The sequence below is a fragment of the Azospirillum sp. genome, from assembly GCF_035628975.1.
Lineage (GTDB): Bacteria > Pseudomonadota > Alphaproteobacteria > Azospirillales > Azospirillaceae > Azospirillum.
Genome location: NZ_DASPIS010000060.1, coordinates 41,076 through 58,701 on the forward strand (window position 1 = coordinate 41,076; position 17,626 = coordinate 58,701).

14 protein-coding genes are annotated in these 17,626 nt (G+C 66.8%); 9 read left to right on the forward strand and 5 right to left on the reverse strand.

Going from position 1 to position 17,626, the window contains the following annotated elements; genetic code table 11:
* Window positions 1-121 precede the first annotated feature (121 nt).
* Window positions 122-1,789, reverse strand: a complete 1,668-nt coding sequence (locus tag VD964_RS14030; protein WP_324869191.1) for a GGDEF domain-containing protein — start codon at window positions 1,787-1,789, stop codon at window positions 122-124.
* A gap of 452 nt (window positions 1,790-2,241) precedes the next feature.
* Between VD964_RS14030 and VD964_RS14035 the strand changes: the two genes are divergently transcribed.
* The 5 genes from VD964_RS14035 (at window position 2,242) to VD964_RS14055 (ending at window position 8,266) form a co-directional block, all read left to right on the forward strand.
* The gene (locus VD964_RS14035) at window positions 2,242-3,348 is read left to right on the forward strand and encodes a TRAP transporter substrate-binding protein (RefSeq protein WP_324869192.1); all 1,107 of its coding nucleotides are present in this window, start codon (window positions 2,242-2,244) and stop codon (window positions 3,346-3,348) included.
* Between the two features lie 313 nt (window positions 3,349-3,661).
* The gene (locus VD964_RS14040) at window positions 3,662-4,771 is read left to right on the forward strand and encodes an ABC transporter ATP-binding protein (protein WP_324869193.1); all 1,110 of its coding nucleotides are present in this window, start codon (window positions 3,662-3,664) and stop codon (window positions 4,769-4,771) included.
* 69 nt (window positions 4,772-4,840) lie between these two features.
* A complete protein-coding gene (locus VD964_RS14045; RefSeq protein WP_324869194.1) occupies window positions 4,841-5,887 on the forward strand; it encodes an ABC transporter substrate-binding protein in 1,047 nt (348 codons plus the stop codon).
* A 301-nt stretch (window positions 5,888-6,188) separates the two neighbouring features.
* On the forward strand, window positions 6,189-7,439 hold the full coding sequence (locus VD964_RS14050; protein WP_324869195.1) for an ABC transporter permease: 1,251 nt from the start codon (window positions 6,189-6,191) through the stop codon (window positions 7,437-7,439).
* The gene (locus VD964_RS14055; RefSeq protein WP_324869196.1) at window positions 7,436-8,266 is read left to right on the forward strand and encodes an ABC transporter permease; all 831 of its coding nucleotides are present in this window, start codon (window positions 7,436-7,438) and stop codon (window positions 8,264-8,266) included. Before VD964_RS14050 ends, VD964_RS14055 begins: the two co-directional genes overlap by 4 nt.
* 189 nt (window positions 8,267-8,455) lie before the next feature.
* Here VD964_RS14055 and VD964_RS14060 read toward each other — a convergent pair whose 3' ends face one another.
* On the reverse strand, window positions 8,456-9,022 hold the full coding sequence (locus tag VD964_RS14060; RefSeq protein ID WP_324869216.1) for a cupin domain-containing protein: 567 nt from the start codon (window positions 9,020-9,022) through the stop codon (window positions 8,456-8,458).
* 217 nt (window positions 9,023-9,239) lie between these two features.
* On the opposite strand from VD964_RS14060, the gene VD964_RS14065 reads away from it, so the two are divergent.
* The 4 genes from VD964_RS14065 (at window position 9,240) to VD964_RS14080 (ending at window position 14,434) form a co-directional block, all read left to right on the forward strand.
* Window positions 9,240-10,700 (forward strand): NAD-dependent succinate-semialdehyde dehydrogenase, encoded by a 1,461-nt coding sequence (locus VD964_RS14065; protein ID WP_324869217.1) that lies wholly within the window; start codon window positions 9,240-9,242, stop codon window positions 10,698-10,700.
* A gap of 32 nt (window positions 10,701-10,732) precedes the next feature.
* The gene (gabT, locus tag VD964_RS14070) at window positions 10,733-12,022 is read left to right on the forward strand and encodes a 4-aminobutyrate--2-oxoglutarate transaminase (protein WP_324869197.1); all 1,290 of its coding nucleotides are present in this window, start codon (window positions 10,733-10,735) and stop codon (window positions 12,020-12,022) included.
* Between the two features lie 228 nt (window positions 12,023-12,250).
* Complete coding sequence (locus tag VD964_RS14075; RefSeq protein ID WP_324869198.1) at window positions 12,251-13,453, forward strand: CaiB/BaiF CoA-transferase family protein; 1,203 nt, start codon at window positions 12,251-12,253, stop codon at window positions 13,451-13,453.
* A gap of 78 nt (window positions 13,454-13,531) precedes the next feature.
* Window positions 13,532-14,434: a DMT family transporter gene (locus VD964_RS14080; RefSeq protein ID WP_324869199.1), complete on the forward strand. Its 903-nt coding sequence runs from the start codon at window positions 13,532-13,534 to the stop codon at window positions 14,432-14,434.
* Window positions 14,435-14,582: 148 nt separating this feature from the next.
* Here VD964_RS14080 and VD964_RS14085 read toward each other — a convergent pair whose 3' ends face one another.
* Genes VD964_RS14085 through VD964_RS14095 form a run of 3 tightly spaced genes read right to left on the reverse strand, consistent with a single transcriptional unit; the run spans window position 14,583 to window position 17,406 of the window.
* Window positions 14,583-14,957, reverse strand: a complete 375-nt coding sequence (locus tag VD964_RS14085) for a hypothetical protein (RefSeq protein WP_324869200.1) — start codon at window positions 14,955-14,957, stop codon at window positions 14,583-14,585.
* Window positions 14,958-14,992: 35 nt separating this feature from the next.
* A complete protein-coding gene (locus VD964_RS14090; protein WP_324869201.1) occupies window positions 14,993-16,300 on the reverse strand; it encodes a hypothetical protein in 1,308 nt (435 codons plus the stop codon).
* A gap of 2 nt (window positions 16,301-16,302) precedes the next feature.
* A complete protein-coding gene (locus tag VD964_RS14095) occupies window positions 16,303-17,406 on the reverse strand; it encodes a hypothetical protein (RefSeq protein ID WP_324869202.1) in 1,104 nt (367 codons plus the stop codon).
* Window positions 17,407-17,626: the final 220 nt, after the last annotated feature.

A 17,626-nucleotide genomic window follows, 5' to 3' on the forward strand; every position in this document is an offset into this window, starting at 1 on the left:
TCCCCAACCCTCCCCCACCTTCGGTGGGAGAGGGGGCAAGCGCAGGGCGGCGGCAGTCCCCTCTCCCGCGAGAGCGGGGGAGGGTTAGGGAGGGGACATCGTCAGCCGAAATCTCCCAACTCTACCCCTCCGCCCCCACCTCGACCCTGGCCCAGCGCACCGCGCGGTTGCGCCCGTCGCGCTTGGCCTTGTAGAGCGCGGCGTCGGCATGGCGCATCACGGTTGCTATGTCGCTGTCGTCCTCCGGCCAGGAGGCAATGCCGATGGAGCAGCCGACACGCACCTTCTCGCCATTGATCGAAACCGGCTCGTTCACCGCGGCGATGATGCGGGACGCCAGTTCCCCGGTATCGGGGGCAGGACGGCCGGCGCGGCGCGGCAGAACGGCGGCGAATTCGTCGCCGCCCAGCCGGGCGATCACGTCGTCGTCGCGGAAGATGCTGGCAAGCCGCCCGCCGATCTGCCGCAGGACGGCGTCGCCGGCATCGTGACCCAGCCGGTCGTTCACCGGCTTGAAACCGTCCAGGTCGATGTACATCATCGTCGCAGATCCGCCGCCGCTGCCGGTCGACGCCTCGACATATTGTTCGAAATAGCGGCGGTTCGGCAGCGCGGTCAGCCGGTCCTCGTAGGCGATGTCCTCCAGCCGCATCAATGCGGCGTCCTTGTTGGTCAGGCTGTCCACCATGTCCCGCAGCGAGACGGACAGCCGGCGGATCTCCGCGGCACCGCCGACATCGGGGATGGTGACGCCGCGCTCGCCATCGCCGATCCGTTCGGCGGCGCCGGCGATGGAGCCCAGCGGGCGGGCGATCCGCCCGGCGGCGAACCACCCGATCACGCTGAACAGCAGGGCCAGCAGGATGCCCGATCCGATGATGGACAGCCGGAGCCGGTTGGTCTCGGCGAACACCACGTTGGCCGGCTGGCGGGCGATCACGGTCCAGCCGAGCCCGGCATAGTCATGCAGCCCCCGGCCATGCGCCACGCCGGTCACATAGGTGACGCCGTCCGGCCAGCGGTCGGCGCTCCAGCCGTCGCGCAGCTTCGCGGTCAGGGTCGGGACCGGCAGAGGCTTTCCCACCGTCTGATCCGGACCGATCAGGACGCTGCCGTCGGCCGACAGGATATAGAGCGTCAATCCCTTGTGGTCGGACAGCGGCTCCGCCAACTGGCGGATCGAGGCGTAGGCCCACTCCCAGCTGTAATGGGCGGCCAGCACGCCCACCGGGGTGCCGTCGGCCTTCTGCAGCGGGGCGGAAACATCGACGAATTTCGGCGTTTCGCCCTCCAGGTACGGCACCTTGCCGCGCAGGGCCACCGCCTCGTGCACGTCGCCGACGAACAGACCCTTCATGCCTTCCTGATGTACCGGCCGTCGGGAAATGTCGGCGCCCAGCAGCAGCCCGCCGGAGGCCGCCATCACCCGGCCGTCGGCATTGGTCATGCCGATCCAGGCGATGGTCGGGTCGCGCCGCTTCAACTCGTCGATGGTCGATTGCGCCACCGCCGGGTCCTTCAGCGCTTCGATTCGCGACAACGCGGCGATCTGGTTGGCGCGCGCCCACATGGTCGAATCGAGCTGCCGCGCCAGCGACTGCGCCAGTCCGGTCATCGAATCGCCGATCTCCTGCTCCAGGGCATCGGCGGCGCCATCGCCGACGACCAGCCCTTTCACCATCGTCGATCCAAGAACGAGAATCGCCACGGTGACGGCGACCGTGGCGCGCAGGCCAAGCACCCAGCTGTGGCGTTGGGCCTTGCCGCTTGGCTGTCCAAGGGGCGTCATCGCGGCATCGTCCTTTCGGGAATCACAAGGGGTGGGCAGGGATCGACCAGTGAAGACACTGTATCATCCCAGCCCTTTATAAAGCGCCAAGCAAAACAGGCGCGGATATTCACAATGTAAGGGCGTGCCGGTTCTGGCGTTTGGCACGTGCCAGTCGTGCGTTTGCCAAAAAAGTTTGCAAAGCTGACTTTCAGCATATTGCAGAAAAAGGAAAAGGCCGCTAGCTATTGAGCCGCGGCCCGAGTTTAGGGAGGAAACGCCTGAAAGGCGATCGAAACAACAAATAATGCTGCGTCGCCGAAAATCCAGCCCAATGCGGCTGGATTTTTCGTTTCCGGCGCAAGGATCTTCCGCACATTCCGTGTTGCCCCGGTGGAAGGGGGATTCCCCGAACGGTTGGTTACGCTATCATGTCGGCCCAACGAACCATACAGTCGGGAAGATTCGTCATCATGAAACGGCGTGCGTTCCTCTCCAGCGCCGGCGTCGGCCTTGCCGCCGCCGGAACCGTCGGGACCATTGCGGCCCCGGCCATCGCCCAGGGCTCCCAGCCCGAGATCAAGTGGCGCATGGCGTCGAGCTATCCCAAGAGCCTCGACACCATCTATGGCGCGGCGGAGTTCATCGCCAGGCGCGTGTCCGACGCCACCGACGGCAAGTTCCAGATCCGCACCTTCGCCGCCGGCGAGATCGTTCCGGCGCTGCAGGTGCTGGACGCGGTGCAGAACGGCACGGTCGAGTGCGGACAGTCGGCGGCCTATTTCTATGTCGGCAAGGATCCGACCTTCTGCTTCGACACCGCCATGCCCTTCGGCCTGAACACGCGCCAGCACATCGCCTGGATGATGCATGGCGGCGGGCTGGAGCTGATGCGGGAGGTGTTCAAGGATTACAACATCCACCACATCCCCGCCGGCAACACCAGCGCCCAGATGGGTGGCTGGTTCCGCAAGGAAATCAAGAGCCTGGAGGATCTGAAGGGCCTGAAGATGCGCATCGGCGGTCTGGTCGGCCAGATCCTGACGCCCTTCGGTCTGGTTCCGCAGCAGCTCGGCGGCGGCGACATCTATCCGGCGCTGGAACGCGGCACCATCGACGCGGCGGAGTTCGTCGGCCCCTACGACGACGAGAAGCTCGGCTTCCACAAGGTCGCCAAATACTACTACTACCCCGGCTGGTGGGAGGGCTCGGCCCAGATCCCGCTGATGTTCAACATGCAGGCGTGGGAATCGCTGCCGAAATCCTACCAGACCATCCTGGAGCAGGCCTGCTGGGAGGCCAACACCTGGATGATCGCCAAGTACGACACGCTGAACGCCGCCGCGCTGAAGCGGCTGGTCGCCGGCGGCGCCATCCTGCGCCCCTTCCCGCGCGACATGATGCAGGCCTGCGAGAAGGCGGCGTTCGAATTCTACGACAAGCTCGCCGCCGGCAACCCGCGCTTCAAGAAGGTCTATGACGGCTGGAAGCCCTTCCTGGAGCAGGAGCGGCTGTGGTTCCGCGTGGCCGAGAACGGCTTCGACAGCTTCGTCTACTCCCAGGCTGCCCAGCAGCGCTGAGCTAACCCGGGGGCGGATCGCCTGCGGCGATTCGCCCCCTCTCTTCGCGGCAGGAGCTGATTTTCATACTTCCGTCTGTCCGCGATATCGATCATTGGTCTTCTCAATCGCATGCGAATGGAGCACACTGCCGGTCGAAGCGTGGGCAGGGCCTTCGCATTTGCACAAAAAATCGGCAGACTGTTGAATTGATCAAGTCATAGTCATTCCTCTTGTCTATTTTCTTAAACGCGTGTTACCGTCAGGGCCACAAAGACGGACCGGGCCGGGGTGGCGTACCCGGTTCCAGGTCGCCTGTGACGGGAGCGGACGGATGGACGGCGGGATGATCGCGACGACAGATACCCTGGTGCGCTTCACCGGGGTGCAGAAGACCTACGATGGCGAGCATCTGGTGGTGAAAAGCCTCGATCTCGACATCCGCAAGGGCGAATTCCTGACGCTTCTCGGGCCGTCGGGTTCCGGCAAGACCACCACGCTGATGATGCTGGCCGGGTTCGAGGTGCCGACCCATGGCGACATCTTCATCGGCGACCGGCCGATCAAGAACGTGCCTCCGCACAAGCGCGACATCGGCATGGTCTTCCAGAACTACGCCCTGTTCCCCCATCTGACGATCGAGGAAAACGTCGCCTTCCCGCTGTCGGTGCGCGGCGTTTCCAAGGCGGAAACCAAGGAACGCGTGGCCGCCGCGCTCGACATGATCAAGCTCGGGAACCTGGCGTCGCGCCGCCCCGGCCAGCTGTCCGGCGGCCAGCAGCAGCGCGTGGCGCTGGCCCGCGCCCTGGTGTTCAATCCCGCCCTGGTGCTGATGGACGAGCCGCTGGGCGCCCTCGACAAGCGCCTGCGCGAGCATATGCAGCTGGAGATCAAGCGCCTGCACGAGACGATGGGCCTGACCGTCGTCTACGTCACCCATGACCAGGGGGAGGCGCTGACGATGTCCGACCGCATCGCGGTGTTCAACGACGGCATCGTCCAGCAGATCGACCGCCCGGATGCGCTGTACGAGCGGCCGGTGAACAGCTTCGTCGCCAACTTCATCGGCGAGAACAATGTTCTGAGCGGGGTTGTTGAAAATATCGAACACGGCTGGGCGCGGGTCGCGCTGGATGCCGGCGGCTCCGTGGTGGCGCAGGCGGTCAATGTCGGCGGTGCCGGCAGCCGCACCTCTCTGTCCATCCGTCCGGAGCGCGTGGCGATCGAGACCGGCGACAGCGGCGATGCGACCACCAACCGCCTGCCGGCCTCGCTGACCGACCTGATCTATGTCGGCGACCACACGCTGGCGATTCTGTCCACGCCTTCCAACCCGGAATTCATGGTCAAGCTGCCGGCCGGCTCCTATGCCGGTCTGGCGCCCGGCCAGGACGTCTACATCGCTTTCCGCCCGGAGGACTGCCGGGCGCTCGATCCGGTCTGAGGACGTGGTTCCTCAGGCGCCAGGGTGCCTTACCAGCAACAACAACCACGACGAATAAGGACGGGGATCATGTCGAAGATTAAGGTGGCTCTCGGTTTCGCTGCGACCTTCACCGCCCTCACGGCTTTGGCTTCGGCCGCCAGCGCCCGCGACCTGACCGTCGTGTCGTGGGGCGGCGCCTATCAGGAAGTCCAGAAGAAGGTCTATTTCGAGCCGTTCAAGGCCACCGGCACGGCGATGAACGACGAATCCTGGGACGGTGGCGTCGGCGTCCTGCGCGCCAAGGTCCAGGGCGGCGCCTCCACCTGGGACGTGGTGCAGGTCGAGAGCGAGGAGTTGGCGCTCGGCTGCGACGAAGGTCTGTACGAGAAGCTGAACTATTCCAAGATCGGCGGCGAGGATGCCTACCTGCCGTCCACCGTCAACGCCTGCGGCGTCGGCGCCATCGTCTATGACTTCGTGCTGGGCTACGACAAGGACAAGCTGAAGGACGCGCCGAAGAGCTGGGCCGACTTCTTCGACACCAAGAAGTTCCCCGGCAAGCGCGGACTGCGCCAGGGCGCCAAGACCACGCTGGAAATCGCGCTGATGGCCGACGGCGTGGCCCCGGCCGACGTCTACAAGGTTCTGGGCACCGAGGCTGGCGTGGAGCGCGCCTTCAAGAAGCTGGACACCATCAAGAACGACATCGTCTGGTGGAAGGCCGGCGCCCAGCCGCCGCAGCTGCTGGCGTCCGGCGAAGTCGCGATGACCTCGGTCTACAACGGCCGCATCGACGCTGCCAACAAGAACGAGAAGAAGAACTTCGGCATGGTGTGGAACGGCGCGCTCTACACCATCGACAGCTGGGTGATCCTGAAGGGCAGCCCCAACCAGGAAGCCGCCTACAAGTTCCTGAGCTTCGTCGGCAAGGCGGAGAACCAGGCCAAGCTGTCGGAAGGCATCGCCTACGGCACGTCGAACAAGAAGGCTCCGTCGCTGCTGTCCAAGGCGGTCCTGACCGACCTGCCGACCGCGCCCGACAACATGAAGAACGCGATCGAGATCAACACCGACTTCTGGCTGGAGAACATCGACCGCCTGACCGAACGCTTCAACAAGTGGGCGGCGAAGTAAGCTTACCCAGCGACACCCCGGAAAACCCCCTCTCCCCCCCGGGGAGAGGGTCGGGGTGAGGGGGATGCACAGCGTGATGCATCCGGGCGCAAAGCGCTCCCCCACTACAGTTTTATGGCGGATCACTTCCCGCCCTTCGGTGACCGGACGCCCTGCGTCCCCCTCACCCTGACCCTCTCCCCGCTTTCGGCGGACCTATGGTCCGCCTGTCGCGGCAGCGCAAACTTCGTTTGCGCGTAAGCGGGGGGGAGAGGGGATGGCGTCCAAGCGCCTTCTGCGTCTTCTCTACAGGACAATGCCGATGACAGCCGCATTCGTTGCCGGCGCCGACGTGCCGTTGAAGCGTCGATTGAAACGGGCCGAGCGCGCCCGGCAGTTCCGTGCGCTGGGTCTGGTGCTGCCGCTGCTGGCCTTCCTGCTGTTCACCTTCGTCGTGCCGCTCGCCGGCATGATCTGGAAGTCGGTGGACGACTGGGAAGTGCCGCAAGTAATGCCGCAGACCGTCGCGGCGTTGGAGCGGTGGAACGGCCAGGGCCTGCCCGACGAGGCCGCCTTCGCCGCGCTCGCCGCCGACATCCGCACCGCGCGCGAGGCCGGAACGCTGGCCGTCGCCGCCAAGCGGCTGAACTATGTCGTCAACGGCTTCCGCACCACGCTGCTGTCGACCGGCCGCAAGCTGAAGGAGCAGCCCGCTCCCGGCACCGCCAAGGCGACGATGATCGAGATCGCCCCGGCCTGGGGCGAGCGCGAGAGCTGGGCGGCGATCAAGAGCGCCAGTGGTCCGGTCACCAGCTATTACCTGCTGGCGGCGGTCGACCTGACGCGCAACCCGGACGGCGACGTCATCCATGCCCCGGCGGACCAGTCGATCTACCGCGACGTCTTCCTGCGCACCTTCGAGATCGGCTTCGGCGTCACCGCGCTCTGCCTGATCCTGGGCTTCCCGGTCGCCTTCATGCTGGCGAGCCTGCCGACCGGCCGGTCGAACCTGCTGATGATCTTCGTGCTGCTGCCCTTCTGGACCTCGCTTCTGGTGCGCACCTGCGCCTGGATCGTGATCCTGCAGAGCGAGGGCATCGTCAACGGCTCCCTGCAATGGCTGGGCATCATCGAAGAGCCGATGCGACTGATCTACAACCGCTTCGGCGTCTACATGGCGATGACCCATGTGCTGCTGCCCTTCATGATCCTGCCGCTGTACAGCGTCATGCGCGGCATCTCGCCGGCCTACATGCGGGCCGCGGCCTCGCTGGGCGCGCCGCCGGTCACCGCCTTCCTGCGCATCTACCTGCCGCAGACCATTCCGGGCATCGGCGCCGGCTGCCTGCTCGTCTTCATCCTGGCCATCGGCTACTACATCACGCCGGCGCTGGTCGGCGGGGCGGCCGACCAGATGATCTCGTCCTTCATCGCCTTCTACACCACGGAAACGGTCAACTGGGGCCTCGCCTCGGCGCTGGGTGCGGTGCTGCTGCTGTCCACGCTGGTGCTGGCGCTGCTCTACGGCAAGCTGGCGCTCGGCCGCCAGACGACGGGAGGTCTGAAGAATTGAGCGCGAACCATTCCCCCCAGACCGCCAGCCAGCGCATCGCCTGGATCACGACGGTCGTCGTCGGCACGCTGGTGCTGTTCTTCCTGATGGCGCCGATCCTGGCGATCGTGCCGCTGTCCTTCAGCTCCAGCACCTACCTGACCTATCCGCTTCCGGGCTTCTCGCTGCGCTGGTACGAGGATTTCCTGGGATCCGCGCGCTGGATGAACGCGCTGAAGAACAGCGTCATCATCGGCGTGGCCTCGGCCATGCTGTCGATGGTGCTGGGCACGCTGGCCTCGCTGGGGCTGGCCCAGTGGAAGAGCAAGTGGAAGCCGCTGGTGCTTGCCCTCGTGCTGTCGCCGATGGTGGTCCCGGTCGTCATCACCGCGGTCGGTGTCTATTTCTTCTTCGCGCCGCTCGGCCTGACCGGCAATTATCTCGGCCTGATCCTGGTCCACACCGCGCTGGCGACGCCCTTCGTCGTCATCACCGTGTCGGCCACCCTGCAGAGCTTCGACATGACGCTGGCCCGCGCCGCCGCCTCGCTGGGTGCGCCGCCGCTGCTGACCTTCCGCAAGGTGATCCTGCCGCTGATCCTGCCGGGTCTGGCGTCGGGCGCGCTCTTCGCCTTCGCCACCAGCTTCGACGAGGTGGTGACGGTCCTGTTCCTCGCCGGGCCGGAGCAGCGCACGCTGCCACGCGAGATGTTCAGCGGCATCCGCGAGAACATCAGCCCCACCATCACCGCGGTGGCGGTGGTACTGACGGTGATCTCGGTCTGCATGCTGTCGACGCTGGAATACCTGCGCCGGCGCAACGAGCGGCTGAAGGGGAACGTGGGGTAGGGGGGTGGTGAGGGGAGATGTACTGGTGCCCCCTCCCTAACCCTCCCCCTCTTCGAGGGAGAGGGAACTGCCGCCGCTCTGCTAATCCACCCTCTCCCGCGGTCGGATCGGCCCTTGGCCGACCGAGGGCGGGGGAGGGAAGGGGCCCGCGGCGCAGCCGTGGGAAGGGAGGGGGCACCACGCCACCACTCACAAATACGGCGGCGTGCAGGCGCTGATCAGCACGCACTCCACGTCGCCGATGTTGCGGAACCGATGGGGCACGCGGCTGTCGAAGAAATAGGCGTCGCCGGGGCCGAGCAGCTGTTTGCGGTCACCGACCGTCAGCTCGATCTGGCCCTTGATGACGATGCCGCCTTCTTCGGATTCATGCTGAAGCATGGTGCGGCCGGTGTCGGCGCCGGGAGCGTAGCGTTCGTGGAGGATCTGCAGGTTGCGGCTGCGCAGGTCGCCCACCTGCCGGAAGGAGACCTGGCCGACGGTGCCCTTCAGCTCGCCGGCCAGTTCGATCAGTTCGTCGCCCTTGAAGAAGATCTGCTCGGGTGGCGGCAAATCGTCGGAGGAGAAGAATTCGGCAAGAGTCATCGGGATGCCCTGAAGCACCTTGCGCAGCGACGAAACGGACGGGCTGCTGCGGTTCTGCTCGATCAGGGAAATTGTACCGTTTGTCACTCCGGCTCGCTGGGCGAGCGCCCGCTGAGACAGCCCATGCTGCTCGCGGATCTGCTTCAACCTTGCGCCGACGTCGAATTCCATCATCGGACTCCTGCTCCACACCCGTCTAGGCAATAGCTCATCCGCGCAACCCCGTCATCAGAATATGAACAGTTAAACAGGGGTTGTTTAATTTATTAAACATGGTACGCTTCTTTCCATGGTCCAGGCCCCCGGAAGGAAGCCCTTGATGTGCAAGGGGAATTTCGCCGGGCGCGGCCGGACGGTTCCACAATCCTTCATCCAGGGCGGATCGAACATGCTGTCGTTGAACGACCAGGGCCTTCTCCGAACCAAGGGCTACGTGAACGGTGCGTGGCGTGCGGCCGACTCCGGGAAGAGCTTCCCGGTCACCAACCCCGCCACCGGCGCCGTCATCGCCGAAGTGTCCGACATGGGTGCCGCCGAGACGCGCGAGGCGATCGACGCCGCCAACGCCGCCCTGCCGGCCTGGAAGGCCAAGACCGCCAAGGAGCGCGCGGCCATCCTGCGCCGCTGGTACGACCTGATCCTCGCAGCCCAGGAGGATCTGGCCCAGCTGATGACCGCCGAGCAGGGCAAGCCGCTGACCGAATCGCGCGGCGAGGTCGTCTATGGCGCCTCCTTCATCGAGTGGTTCGCGGAAGAGGGCAAGCGCGCCTATGGCGACGTCATCCCCAGCTTCGCCGCCAACAAGCGCATCGTCGTCCTGAAGGAGGCCATCGGCGTCGTCGCGGCGATCACGCCGTGGAACTTCCCGAACGCCATGATCACCCGCAAGGTGGCCCCGGCGCTGGCCGCCGGCTGCACCGTGGTGGTCAAGCCGGCCGAGGACACGCCCCTGTCGGCGCTGGCGCTGGCCGAGCTGGCGGAGCGTGCCGGTTTCCCCGCCGGCGTCTTCAACATCGTGATGGGCCGCGACCCGGCCGCCATCGGCCATGAGCTGACCCACAGCCCGATCGTCCGCAAGGTCAGCTTCACCGGCTCGACCGAGGTCGGCAAGCTGCTGATGCGGCAGGCCGCCAGCACGGTCAAGAAGGTGTCGCTGGAACTCGGCGGCAACGCCCCCTTCATCGTCTTCGACGACGCCGACCTGGACGAGGCGGTCAAGGGCGCCATGGCGTCCAAGTACCGCAACGCCGGCCAGACCTGCGTCTGCGCCAACCGCCTGCTGGTCCAGGCCGGCGTCTACGACGCCTTCGCCGCCAAGCTGGCCGAGGCCGTCAAGGCGCTGAAGGTCGGCAACGGTGCGGAGGCCGGCGTCACCCAGGGTCCGCTGATCAACGCCGATGCCATCGCCAAGGTGGAAGAACTGATGGGCGACGCGCTGGAGAAGGGCGCTAAGGTCGCGCTGGGCGGCAAGCGCCACGCGCTGGGCGGCACCTTCTTCGAGCCGACGATCCTGACCGGCATCACCACCGAGATGCGCGTGGCCCGCGAGGAGATCTTCGGCCCGGTCGCCCCGCTGTTCAAGTTCGAGACGGAAGAGGACGCCATCCGCATGGCGAACGACACCGAATTCGGTCTCGCCGCCTATTTCTACAGCCGCGACATCGGCCGCGTCTGGCGCGTGGCGGAAAAGCTGGAATACGGCATCGTCGGCATCAACGAGGGCATCATCTCGACCGAGGTGGCTCCCTTCGGCGGCGTCAAGGAGTCCGGCATCGGCCGCGAAGGCTCCAAGTACGGCCTCGATGATTTCATGGAAGTCAAATATCTCTGCGTCGGCCTCGGCGCCTGACCCCCAAGGGAAAAGACAAAGGAAAACAGACCATGACCACCAACCAGTCCTTCGTCGCCCGTCGCGAGGCCGCCGTCTCCCGTGGCATTTCCGCCGGCATGCCCTTCTACATCGACCGCGCTGAAAATGCCGAGATGTGGGACATCGAAGGCAAGCGCTTCATCGACTTCGCCGGCGGCATCGCCGTGCTGAACACCGGCCACCGCCATCCGAAAGTGATGGAGGCGGTGAAGGGCCAGCTCGACCGCTTCACCCACACCTGCGCGATGGTCACGCCGTACGACAGCTTCGTCGAGCTGGCGGAGAAGCTGAACGCGCTGGTCCCCGGCCCGACGCGCAAGAAGACCGCCTTCTTCACCACCGGCGCCGAGGCGGTGGAGAACGCCGTCAAGATCGCTCGCGCCTCCACCGGCCGTCCCGGCGTCGTCGCCTTCTCCGGCGGCTTCCACGGCCGCACGCTGCTGACTATGGGCCTGACCGGCAAGGTCGTGCCCTACAAGGTCGGCTTCGGTCCCTTCCCGGCCGAAATCTTCCATGTGCCGTTCCCCAACGCCTATCGCGGCATCAGCGAGGCGGAAAGCCTGAAGGCGCTGGACAATCTGTTCAAGTCCGACGTCGATCCGGCCCGCGTCGCCGCCATCATCATCGAGCCGGTGCAGGGCGAGGGCGGTTTCAACATCGCTTCGCCGTCCTTCCTGCAGGCGATCCGCGCGGTCTGCGACAAGCACGGCATCGTCATGATCGTCGACGAGATCCAGACCGGCTTCGCCCGCACCGGCAAGATGTTCGCCGTCGAGCATGCCGGGATCGAGCCGGACCTCGTCACCATGGCGAAGAGCCTGGCCGGCGGCTTCCCGCTGTCGGCGGTGACCGGCAAGGCCGCCCTGATGGACGCGCCGATCCCCGGCGGCCTCGGCGGCACCTATGCCGGCAGCCCGCTGGCGACCACCGCCGCGCTCGCCGTCATCAACGTCATCGAGGACGAGAAGCTGATCGAGCGCGCCGAGAAGCTCGGTGAGCGCATCGCCGGCCGCTTCCGCACCATGGCCCAGCGCAACAGCCTGTCGGTGATCGGCGACGTCCGCAACCTGGGCGCCATGGTCGCCATGGAACTGGTGACCGACCGCGAGACCAAGGAGCCGGCCGCCGACCTGACCAAGGCGCTGGTCGCCAAGGCGGCGGAGAAGGGCCTGATCCTGCTGTCCTGCGGCACCTACGCCAACGTCATCCGCGTCCTGGTCCCGCTGACCGCCTCCGACGCCCTGGTCGACGAAGGCCTGGACATCATCGAGCGTTCCCTGGAAGAACTGGTGTCGGCGTAATAGGCTCCCTCCCTCCCATATCCCCTCTCCCCCCCGGGGAGAGGGAAGGGGCCCAAGCGAAGCTTGGGAAGGGTGAGGGGGACGCGTGGCGAGGATTTTGAAGGAACGCGGAGCGCCGGCACCATCACCGGCGCTCCGCAACGCATCCCCCTCACCCTGACCCTCTCCCCAGGGGGGAGAGGGGACTTAAGGGCGGGGGAGTGCCAATTATAACAGGAGGAAGTGACCTTGGCCGGACCCTTGTCGCATATCCGGGTGCTGGAGCTGTCGCGCGTGCTGGCCGGGCCGTGGTCGGCGCAGACGCTGGCCGATCTCGGCGCCGACGTGATCAAGGTGGAACGGCCGGGCGCCGGCGACGATACCCGCGCCTGGGGTCCGCCCTGGGCCGGCGACCAGTCGGCGTACTTCCTGTCGACCAACCGCGGCAAGCGCTCCATCACCATCGACTTCGAACGGCCGGAGGGGCAGGAGCTCGTCCGCAAGCTCGCCGCCCAGGCCGACGTCGTCATCGAGAATTTCAAGGTCGGCGGGCTGGTCAAATACGGCCTCGACTATGACAGCCTGAAGGCGGTCAACCCGCGGCTGGTCTACTGCTCGATCACCGGCTTCGGCCAGACCGGGCCGTACCGCAACCGTGCCGGCTACGACTTCATGATCCAGGGCATGGGCGGGCTGATGAGCATCACCGGCCAGCCCGACGGCGAGCCGGGCGGCGGTCCGGTCAAGGTCGGCGTCGCGGTGACCGATATCTTCACCGGCCTCTACGCCACCATCGGCATCATGGGCGCGCTGGCCCACCGCGACCGCACCGGCGAGGGGCAGCAGGTCGACTTGGCATTGCTCGACGTCCAGGTGGCGGTTCTGGCGAACCAGGCGATGAACTGCCTGGTCGGCGGCAAGGCGCCACAGCGGCTCGGCAACGCCCATCCCAACATCGTGCCTTATCAGGCCTTCGCCACCCGCGACGGCTACATCATCCTGGCGGTCGGCAACGACGGCCAGTTCGCCAAGTTCTGCACGGTCGCCGGCCGTCCCGATCTGGCCAAGGACGAACGCTACGCGACGAACCCGGCCCGCGTCGCCAACCGCAAGGATCTGGTGGGATTGCTGGAGGAGCTGATCCGCACCCGCGACAGCCACGACTGGCTGAGCGCGCTGGAGCAGGTCGGCGTTCCCTGCGGCCCGATCAACGACCTGACCGCGGTCTTCGAGGACCCACAGGTGAAGGCCCGCAACATCCACCAGGATCTGCCGCACCCGACCCAGGGCAGCGTGCCGACGGTGGCGAGCCCGATCCGCTACAGCGGCACGCCGCTGGTCCACGACACCGCCCCGCCGACGCTGGGCCAGCACACCGACGCCGTGCTGGCGGATCAGCTGGGCTTGAGCGAGGCCGATATCGCGTCCTTGCGGGACAGGGGTGTGATCTGAGGGTGTGAAAGCGGGGCGGTGCTTCGGTTACTCTGCCGCCCCCATCGATCACACACTCAACCATCTCCGGGCGATTCCATGACCGCGGCACCCGCGACCGACACCCGCCTCGGCATCCTGATGATGCTGGGCGGGATGACGCTTTTCACGCTGAACGACGCGCTCGGCAAATGGCTGGTGGCCGACCATTCCGTCGCCATGCTGATCGCCGTGCGCAGCCTGTTCGGGCTGGCGGTGCTGGCGCCGATGATCCGGCGCGAGGGGCTTGCCTCGGTTTTCGCCGTCGACCGGCTGCCGCTGCACATCCTGCGCGTGTTCTTGATGACGGTGGACGTCGCCTGCTTCTACTGGGCGGTGGGCTATCTGCCGCTCGCCGACGTGATGACCATCTACATGTCGGCGCCGCTGATCGTCACCGCGCTGTCGGTGGTGATCCTGCGGGAAAGTGTGGGCTGGCGCCGCTGGGCGGCGGTGCTGGTGGGGTTCGTCGGCGTCGTCATCGTGCTGAATCCGACCGGCCGCTTCGATCTGTGGCCGTCGCTGGTGGCGCTGCTGGGCGCCGTCATCTTCTCCGGCGGCGTGATCTCCACCCGCGTCCTGCGCTCCGCTTCCAGCCTGACGCTGGTCGGCAACCAGATGGTCGGCGGCATCCTGATCGGCGGTGCGGCGCTGCCCTGGTCCTGGTCGGCGCCGGGCTGGCTCGGCTTCTTCCTGCTGGGGCTGCTGGGCATCACCGCACTGGCCGGCCACGCGATGATGAACCGCTCGCTGCAGCTCAGCCCGGCCGCGGTGGTGGTGCCGTTCCAGTATGTGTCGATCCTGTGGGCGGTGATCCTCGACCTCGCGGTCTGGGGCACCGCGCCGACCGCCCGCATGGGGGTGGGGGCCGCGCTGATCATCGGCAGCGGCCTGTTCATCGTCTACCGCGAACAGCGCCTCAAGCGCGGCGTCGCGGCGGAAGGGGTGGCGGAGGTGCCGTGAGGGGGGTTGGCAGTGAAGGCCCCCCTCCCCATCCCTCCCCCGCTTTGCAGGAGAGGGGGCAGGGCCCTTGCGGGAGTGCGGCGGCAGTCCCCTCTCCCGCGTTAGCGGGGGAGGGTTAGGGAGGGGGCACCCGCCGTGACCACTCTCCTCACCGCCCGAAGAACCGCGGCACCAGCCTGATCGTCACCGGCTCCACCGGGCGCCAGCCATAGTCGCGGATGACGTCGTTGGACTCGACCGCCCGCCGCCCGGCGGCCAGCGACCATGTGATGTGGTAGGTCGATCCGTCGGGCCGGTCGCTGGTGCCGTCGATGGCGACGACGACCGCCTGCACCCCCTCGCCGTCGTCGGCGCAGCCGATCACCTCCGCCTCGGTGGCGGTCGGCAGCGGCTCATGCTGGCCGGCGCCGAACTTCTGGGTCACATGGTCGGCGACGAGCCGCTCGTAACGTTGCGGGATCAGCGCCAGCAGCCGGCCGCGCTCCTCCGCAGGCAGTTCCCAGCCGGTGTATCCCGCTCCCATCGCCCGACCCTCCGATCCGCAAACGCCCGACTGACTCAACGCCGGCCGCCGTTCATGATCCCGTCCATGATCTTATTCGCTTCGGCGGGGCCGGCAATCAGCTCGATCATGCGGATGGCGGTGTAGCCGGTGCGCGCGTTGCCGGCGGGGCCGCCCAGTGCCTGCTGCGCCTTTTCCGTCAGCGAGGCGGTGGTCTTCTGCGTCATCTCCCGCAGCTCGCCGCGCAGCCCCAGCGAATCGGCGATCGTCGCGCATTTGCGCAAGGCCCGCGCCTGGTTCTCCGCCTGGGCCAGCTGGGCCCGCCCGTCGGCGCCGCCGTCCAGTGCGCCGATGGCGGCGACGATGCCGGCGTCGGCGTCCTGCAGGACCTGGGTCTTCACCATGGCGTGGACGGAGTTGCGCACCACCTTCAGCCGCTGGTCGAAATCCTTGTTGCGGCTGTGCTCCATCGCCGCGCGGGTGGCGTCAAGGCTGGCGACGAGGTCGAGGGCGAGGTCGGCCACCGCCATGCGGTCGGTGCCGGTGCCGGGCGCGCTCTGGAAGGCGCGCGAGCGGTCCTCCATCTGGGCGACCATCGTTCCGCTCAGCGCCATGAACAGGGCGGCGCGGTCGGCCGACTTCTGCCCCAGATCCATGTCCCACAATCCGCTCAGCAGGACCGTCGGGTCGCTGAGGCGCGAGGTGGCGATGAGGACGAAGATCTTCAGCGCCTCCGGCCGGGCGCGGGTGACGCGGCGGCCGACCGCCTGGATCGCCTCGACATGGTCGGCGTGCAGCTTCGGCACCGGCTTGGGCGACAGCGCCGCCTTCATCTCCGCCACCTCGGGTGCGATGGACAGGATGGTGGCGATATCGGTCAGCGCCCGCATCCGCGCCGGATTCATCCGCAACTCGAGCGCGTCGCTGTAATGGCCGGCGACCGCACCCTCGGCGATCCGCGCCACCGCGGACCCGCACTCCGCCCAGAAGGCCTCCGTCAGCGCCTTGCGTTGCGGCCCGTCCTGCAGGGCGGGGCGGAAGCTGCGCAGCCGGTCCTTGCCGATCTCGGCCTCCACCAGCGGCCACAGGCTGTTCATCAGCGACCGCTCGATCACGCTCAGCGGTACCGGGTCGGCCTTGCCCAGCGCTTCGAACAGATCCTCGAACGGGTCGCAGAACAGGCGCTTCAGGGTGGGGCGGCGGTGCAGCCGCAACTCGACCAGCCGGGGACGGATGACGGCGATGGTGCGCTGGATGTCGGGATGCTCGTTCATCTGCTCCAGCAGCTCGACCACCTGACGGAACTTGGCCTCGTCGATGTCCAGAAGCTTGTCGCCCAGCGCGACCAGATCCCTCATCTCCATGGTCAGGCCGCCTTCCCTTTGAGCGTCTCGATGCGCATGACGAGATCGACATCCAACTGGCCGCTGCGCCAGTCGACATAGGCGCGCACCGACCGCTTCTGGCTGGTGATCAGCTTGTCGGCCATCAGCGACTGGTCGATCCGCCCCTCGTCCCGGGGCAGCAGCGGGATGACGCGGAAGATGTCGTGAACGGCCATGTCCTGGGTGTGGCGGTCCTGGGTCAGCGCGTCGCTCCACAGCAGGATCAGGTATTCCCAGCCGTCCAGCAGCCAGGACAGACGGCTGCACGCCTTGCGGATCTGCGGCCGCTTGGTCTCCCACTGGCGCAGCAGCGTCTCGAACGAGGCCATCGCCTGATCCAGCTGGCCGATGACGTTGCGGGCGTGGTTGACCGTGTGCTCCGCCACCTCGGCGCAGAAGCCGCCGATGGGGGCCGCTTCCGACACGTTGTCGGTCGCCCAGTCGGTCATGCTGTCGCGAAAGCCCTGCAGGTCGCGCATCAGCCGCCGCAGCCGTGCCGGCTTGGGCGAGGTGGCGATCCCGATCGACTCCATCATCACCGCCAGCTCGGCGATGCGGCCATAGAGTTCCGTCGGCTCCAGCGAGAGGCGCTGCGCCGCCTTCATCATCAGGTCGCGGGTCAGCTTCTGCCCCTCGGTGGAGGTCAGGCCGACCCGCAGGATCTCCGTCGATTCCAGGCCGACCGCCTTCAGCGCCTCCACGATCAGCTGGTAGTTGATCAGAAGCCGCTGCTCGTCGTCGTCGCTCAGCGCCGCTTCCGCCGCCGCCACGGCACCGCCGCCGGCAAGGCCGCAGCGAGCCGCCTCCAGCACCGCCTTGCGGATGTCGTCGGGGGAGCAGCCGTCGGCCTTGGCGATCAGGTCATGCAGCATGCGGTCGTGCACGGTCATCGGGAAGGCCAGCGGCAACGACTTCCACGGCACCACATAGACGCCGCGCCCTTCCGACAGGTTGGGCACCAGAACCTCCAGCTGGTCGCGGCTATCTTTGCGCACCCGCGTCTGCGCCAGGACCGGCGTGGTGAAGGCCACTGCGGCACCGCGTTCCTCGAAGGTGGACGGGGCGAAGTTGGTAAGGGAGCGCATCGTGTCCTGCGGCCGTGTCTGCCAGGGAGAGTCGAACCGGATCATCGGATTACGGACCGGGGAAGCTGAATTTTGCGTTAAATCCAATATAAGCCACAACGGAAATATATAACCTTAGAGCTAGACGCGAGGCTCTCTTGCGGTACTCCCGGCCCCGACCCTTCGCCGTTCCTCTCTGGCGGACGTTGACAGGGAATGACGGTTTGCGGAGGGCCGGCGG

What these genes read in the sequence shown, in the direction of transcription:
- VD964_RS14030 (WP_324869191.1), bottom strand. Translation starts at nt 1,789, where the DNA reads ATGACGCCCCTTGGACAGCCAAGCGGCAAGGCCCAACGCCACAGCTGG.
- VD964_RS14035 (WP_324869192.1), top strand. Translation starts at nt 2,242, where the DNA reads ATGAAACGGCGTGCGTTCCTCTCCAGCGCCGGCGTCGGCCTTGCCGCC.
- VD964_RS14040 (WP_324869193.1), top strand. Translation starts at nt 3,662, where the DNA reads ATGGACGGCGGGATGATCGCGACGACAGATACCCTGGTGCGCTTCACC.
- VD964_RS14045 (WP_324869194.1), top strand. Translation starts at nt 4,841, where the DNA reads ATGTCGAAGATTAAGGTGGCTCTCGGTTTCGCTGCGACCTTCACCGCC.
- VD964_RS14050 (WP_324869195.1), top strand. Translation starts at nt 6,189, where the DNA reads ATGACAGCCGCATTCGTTGCCGGCGCCGACGTGCCGTTGAAGCGTCGA.
- VD964_RS14060 (WP_324869216.1), bottom strand. Translation starts at nt 9,022, where the DNA reads ATGGAATTCGACGTCGGCGCAAGGTTGAAGCAGATCCGCGAGCAGCAT.
- VD964_RS14065 (WP_324869217.1), top strand. Translation starts at nt 9,240, where the DNA reads ATGCTGTCGTTGAACGACCAGGGCCTTCTCCGAACCAAGGGCTACGTG.
- gabT (WP_324869197.1), top strand. Translation starts at nt 10,733, where the DNA reads ATGACCACCAACCAGTCCTTCGTCGCCCGTCGCGAGGCCGCCGTCTCC.
- VD964_RS14080 (WP_324869199.1), top strand. Translation starts at nt 13,532, where the DNA reads ATGACCGCGGCACCCGCGACCGACACCCGCCTCGGCATCCTGATGATG.
- VD964_RS14085 (WP_324869200.1), bottom strand. Translation starts at nt 14,957, where the DNA reads ATGGGAGCGGGATACACCGGCTGGGAACTGCCTGCGGAGGAGCGCGGC.
- VD964_RS14090 (WP_324869201.1), bottom strand. Translation starts at nt 16,300, where the DNA reads ATGGAGATGAGGGATCTGGTCGCGCTGGGCGACAAGCTTCTGGACATC.
- VD964_RS14095 (WP_324869202.1), bottom strand. Translation starts at nt 17,406, where the DNA reads ATGCGCTCCCTTACCAACTTCGCCCCGTCCACCTTCGAGGAACGCGGT.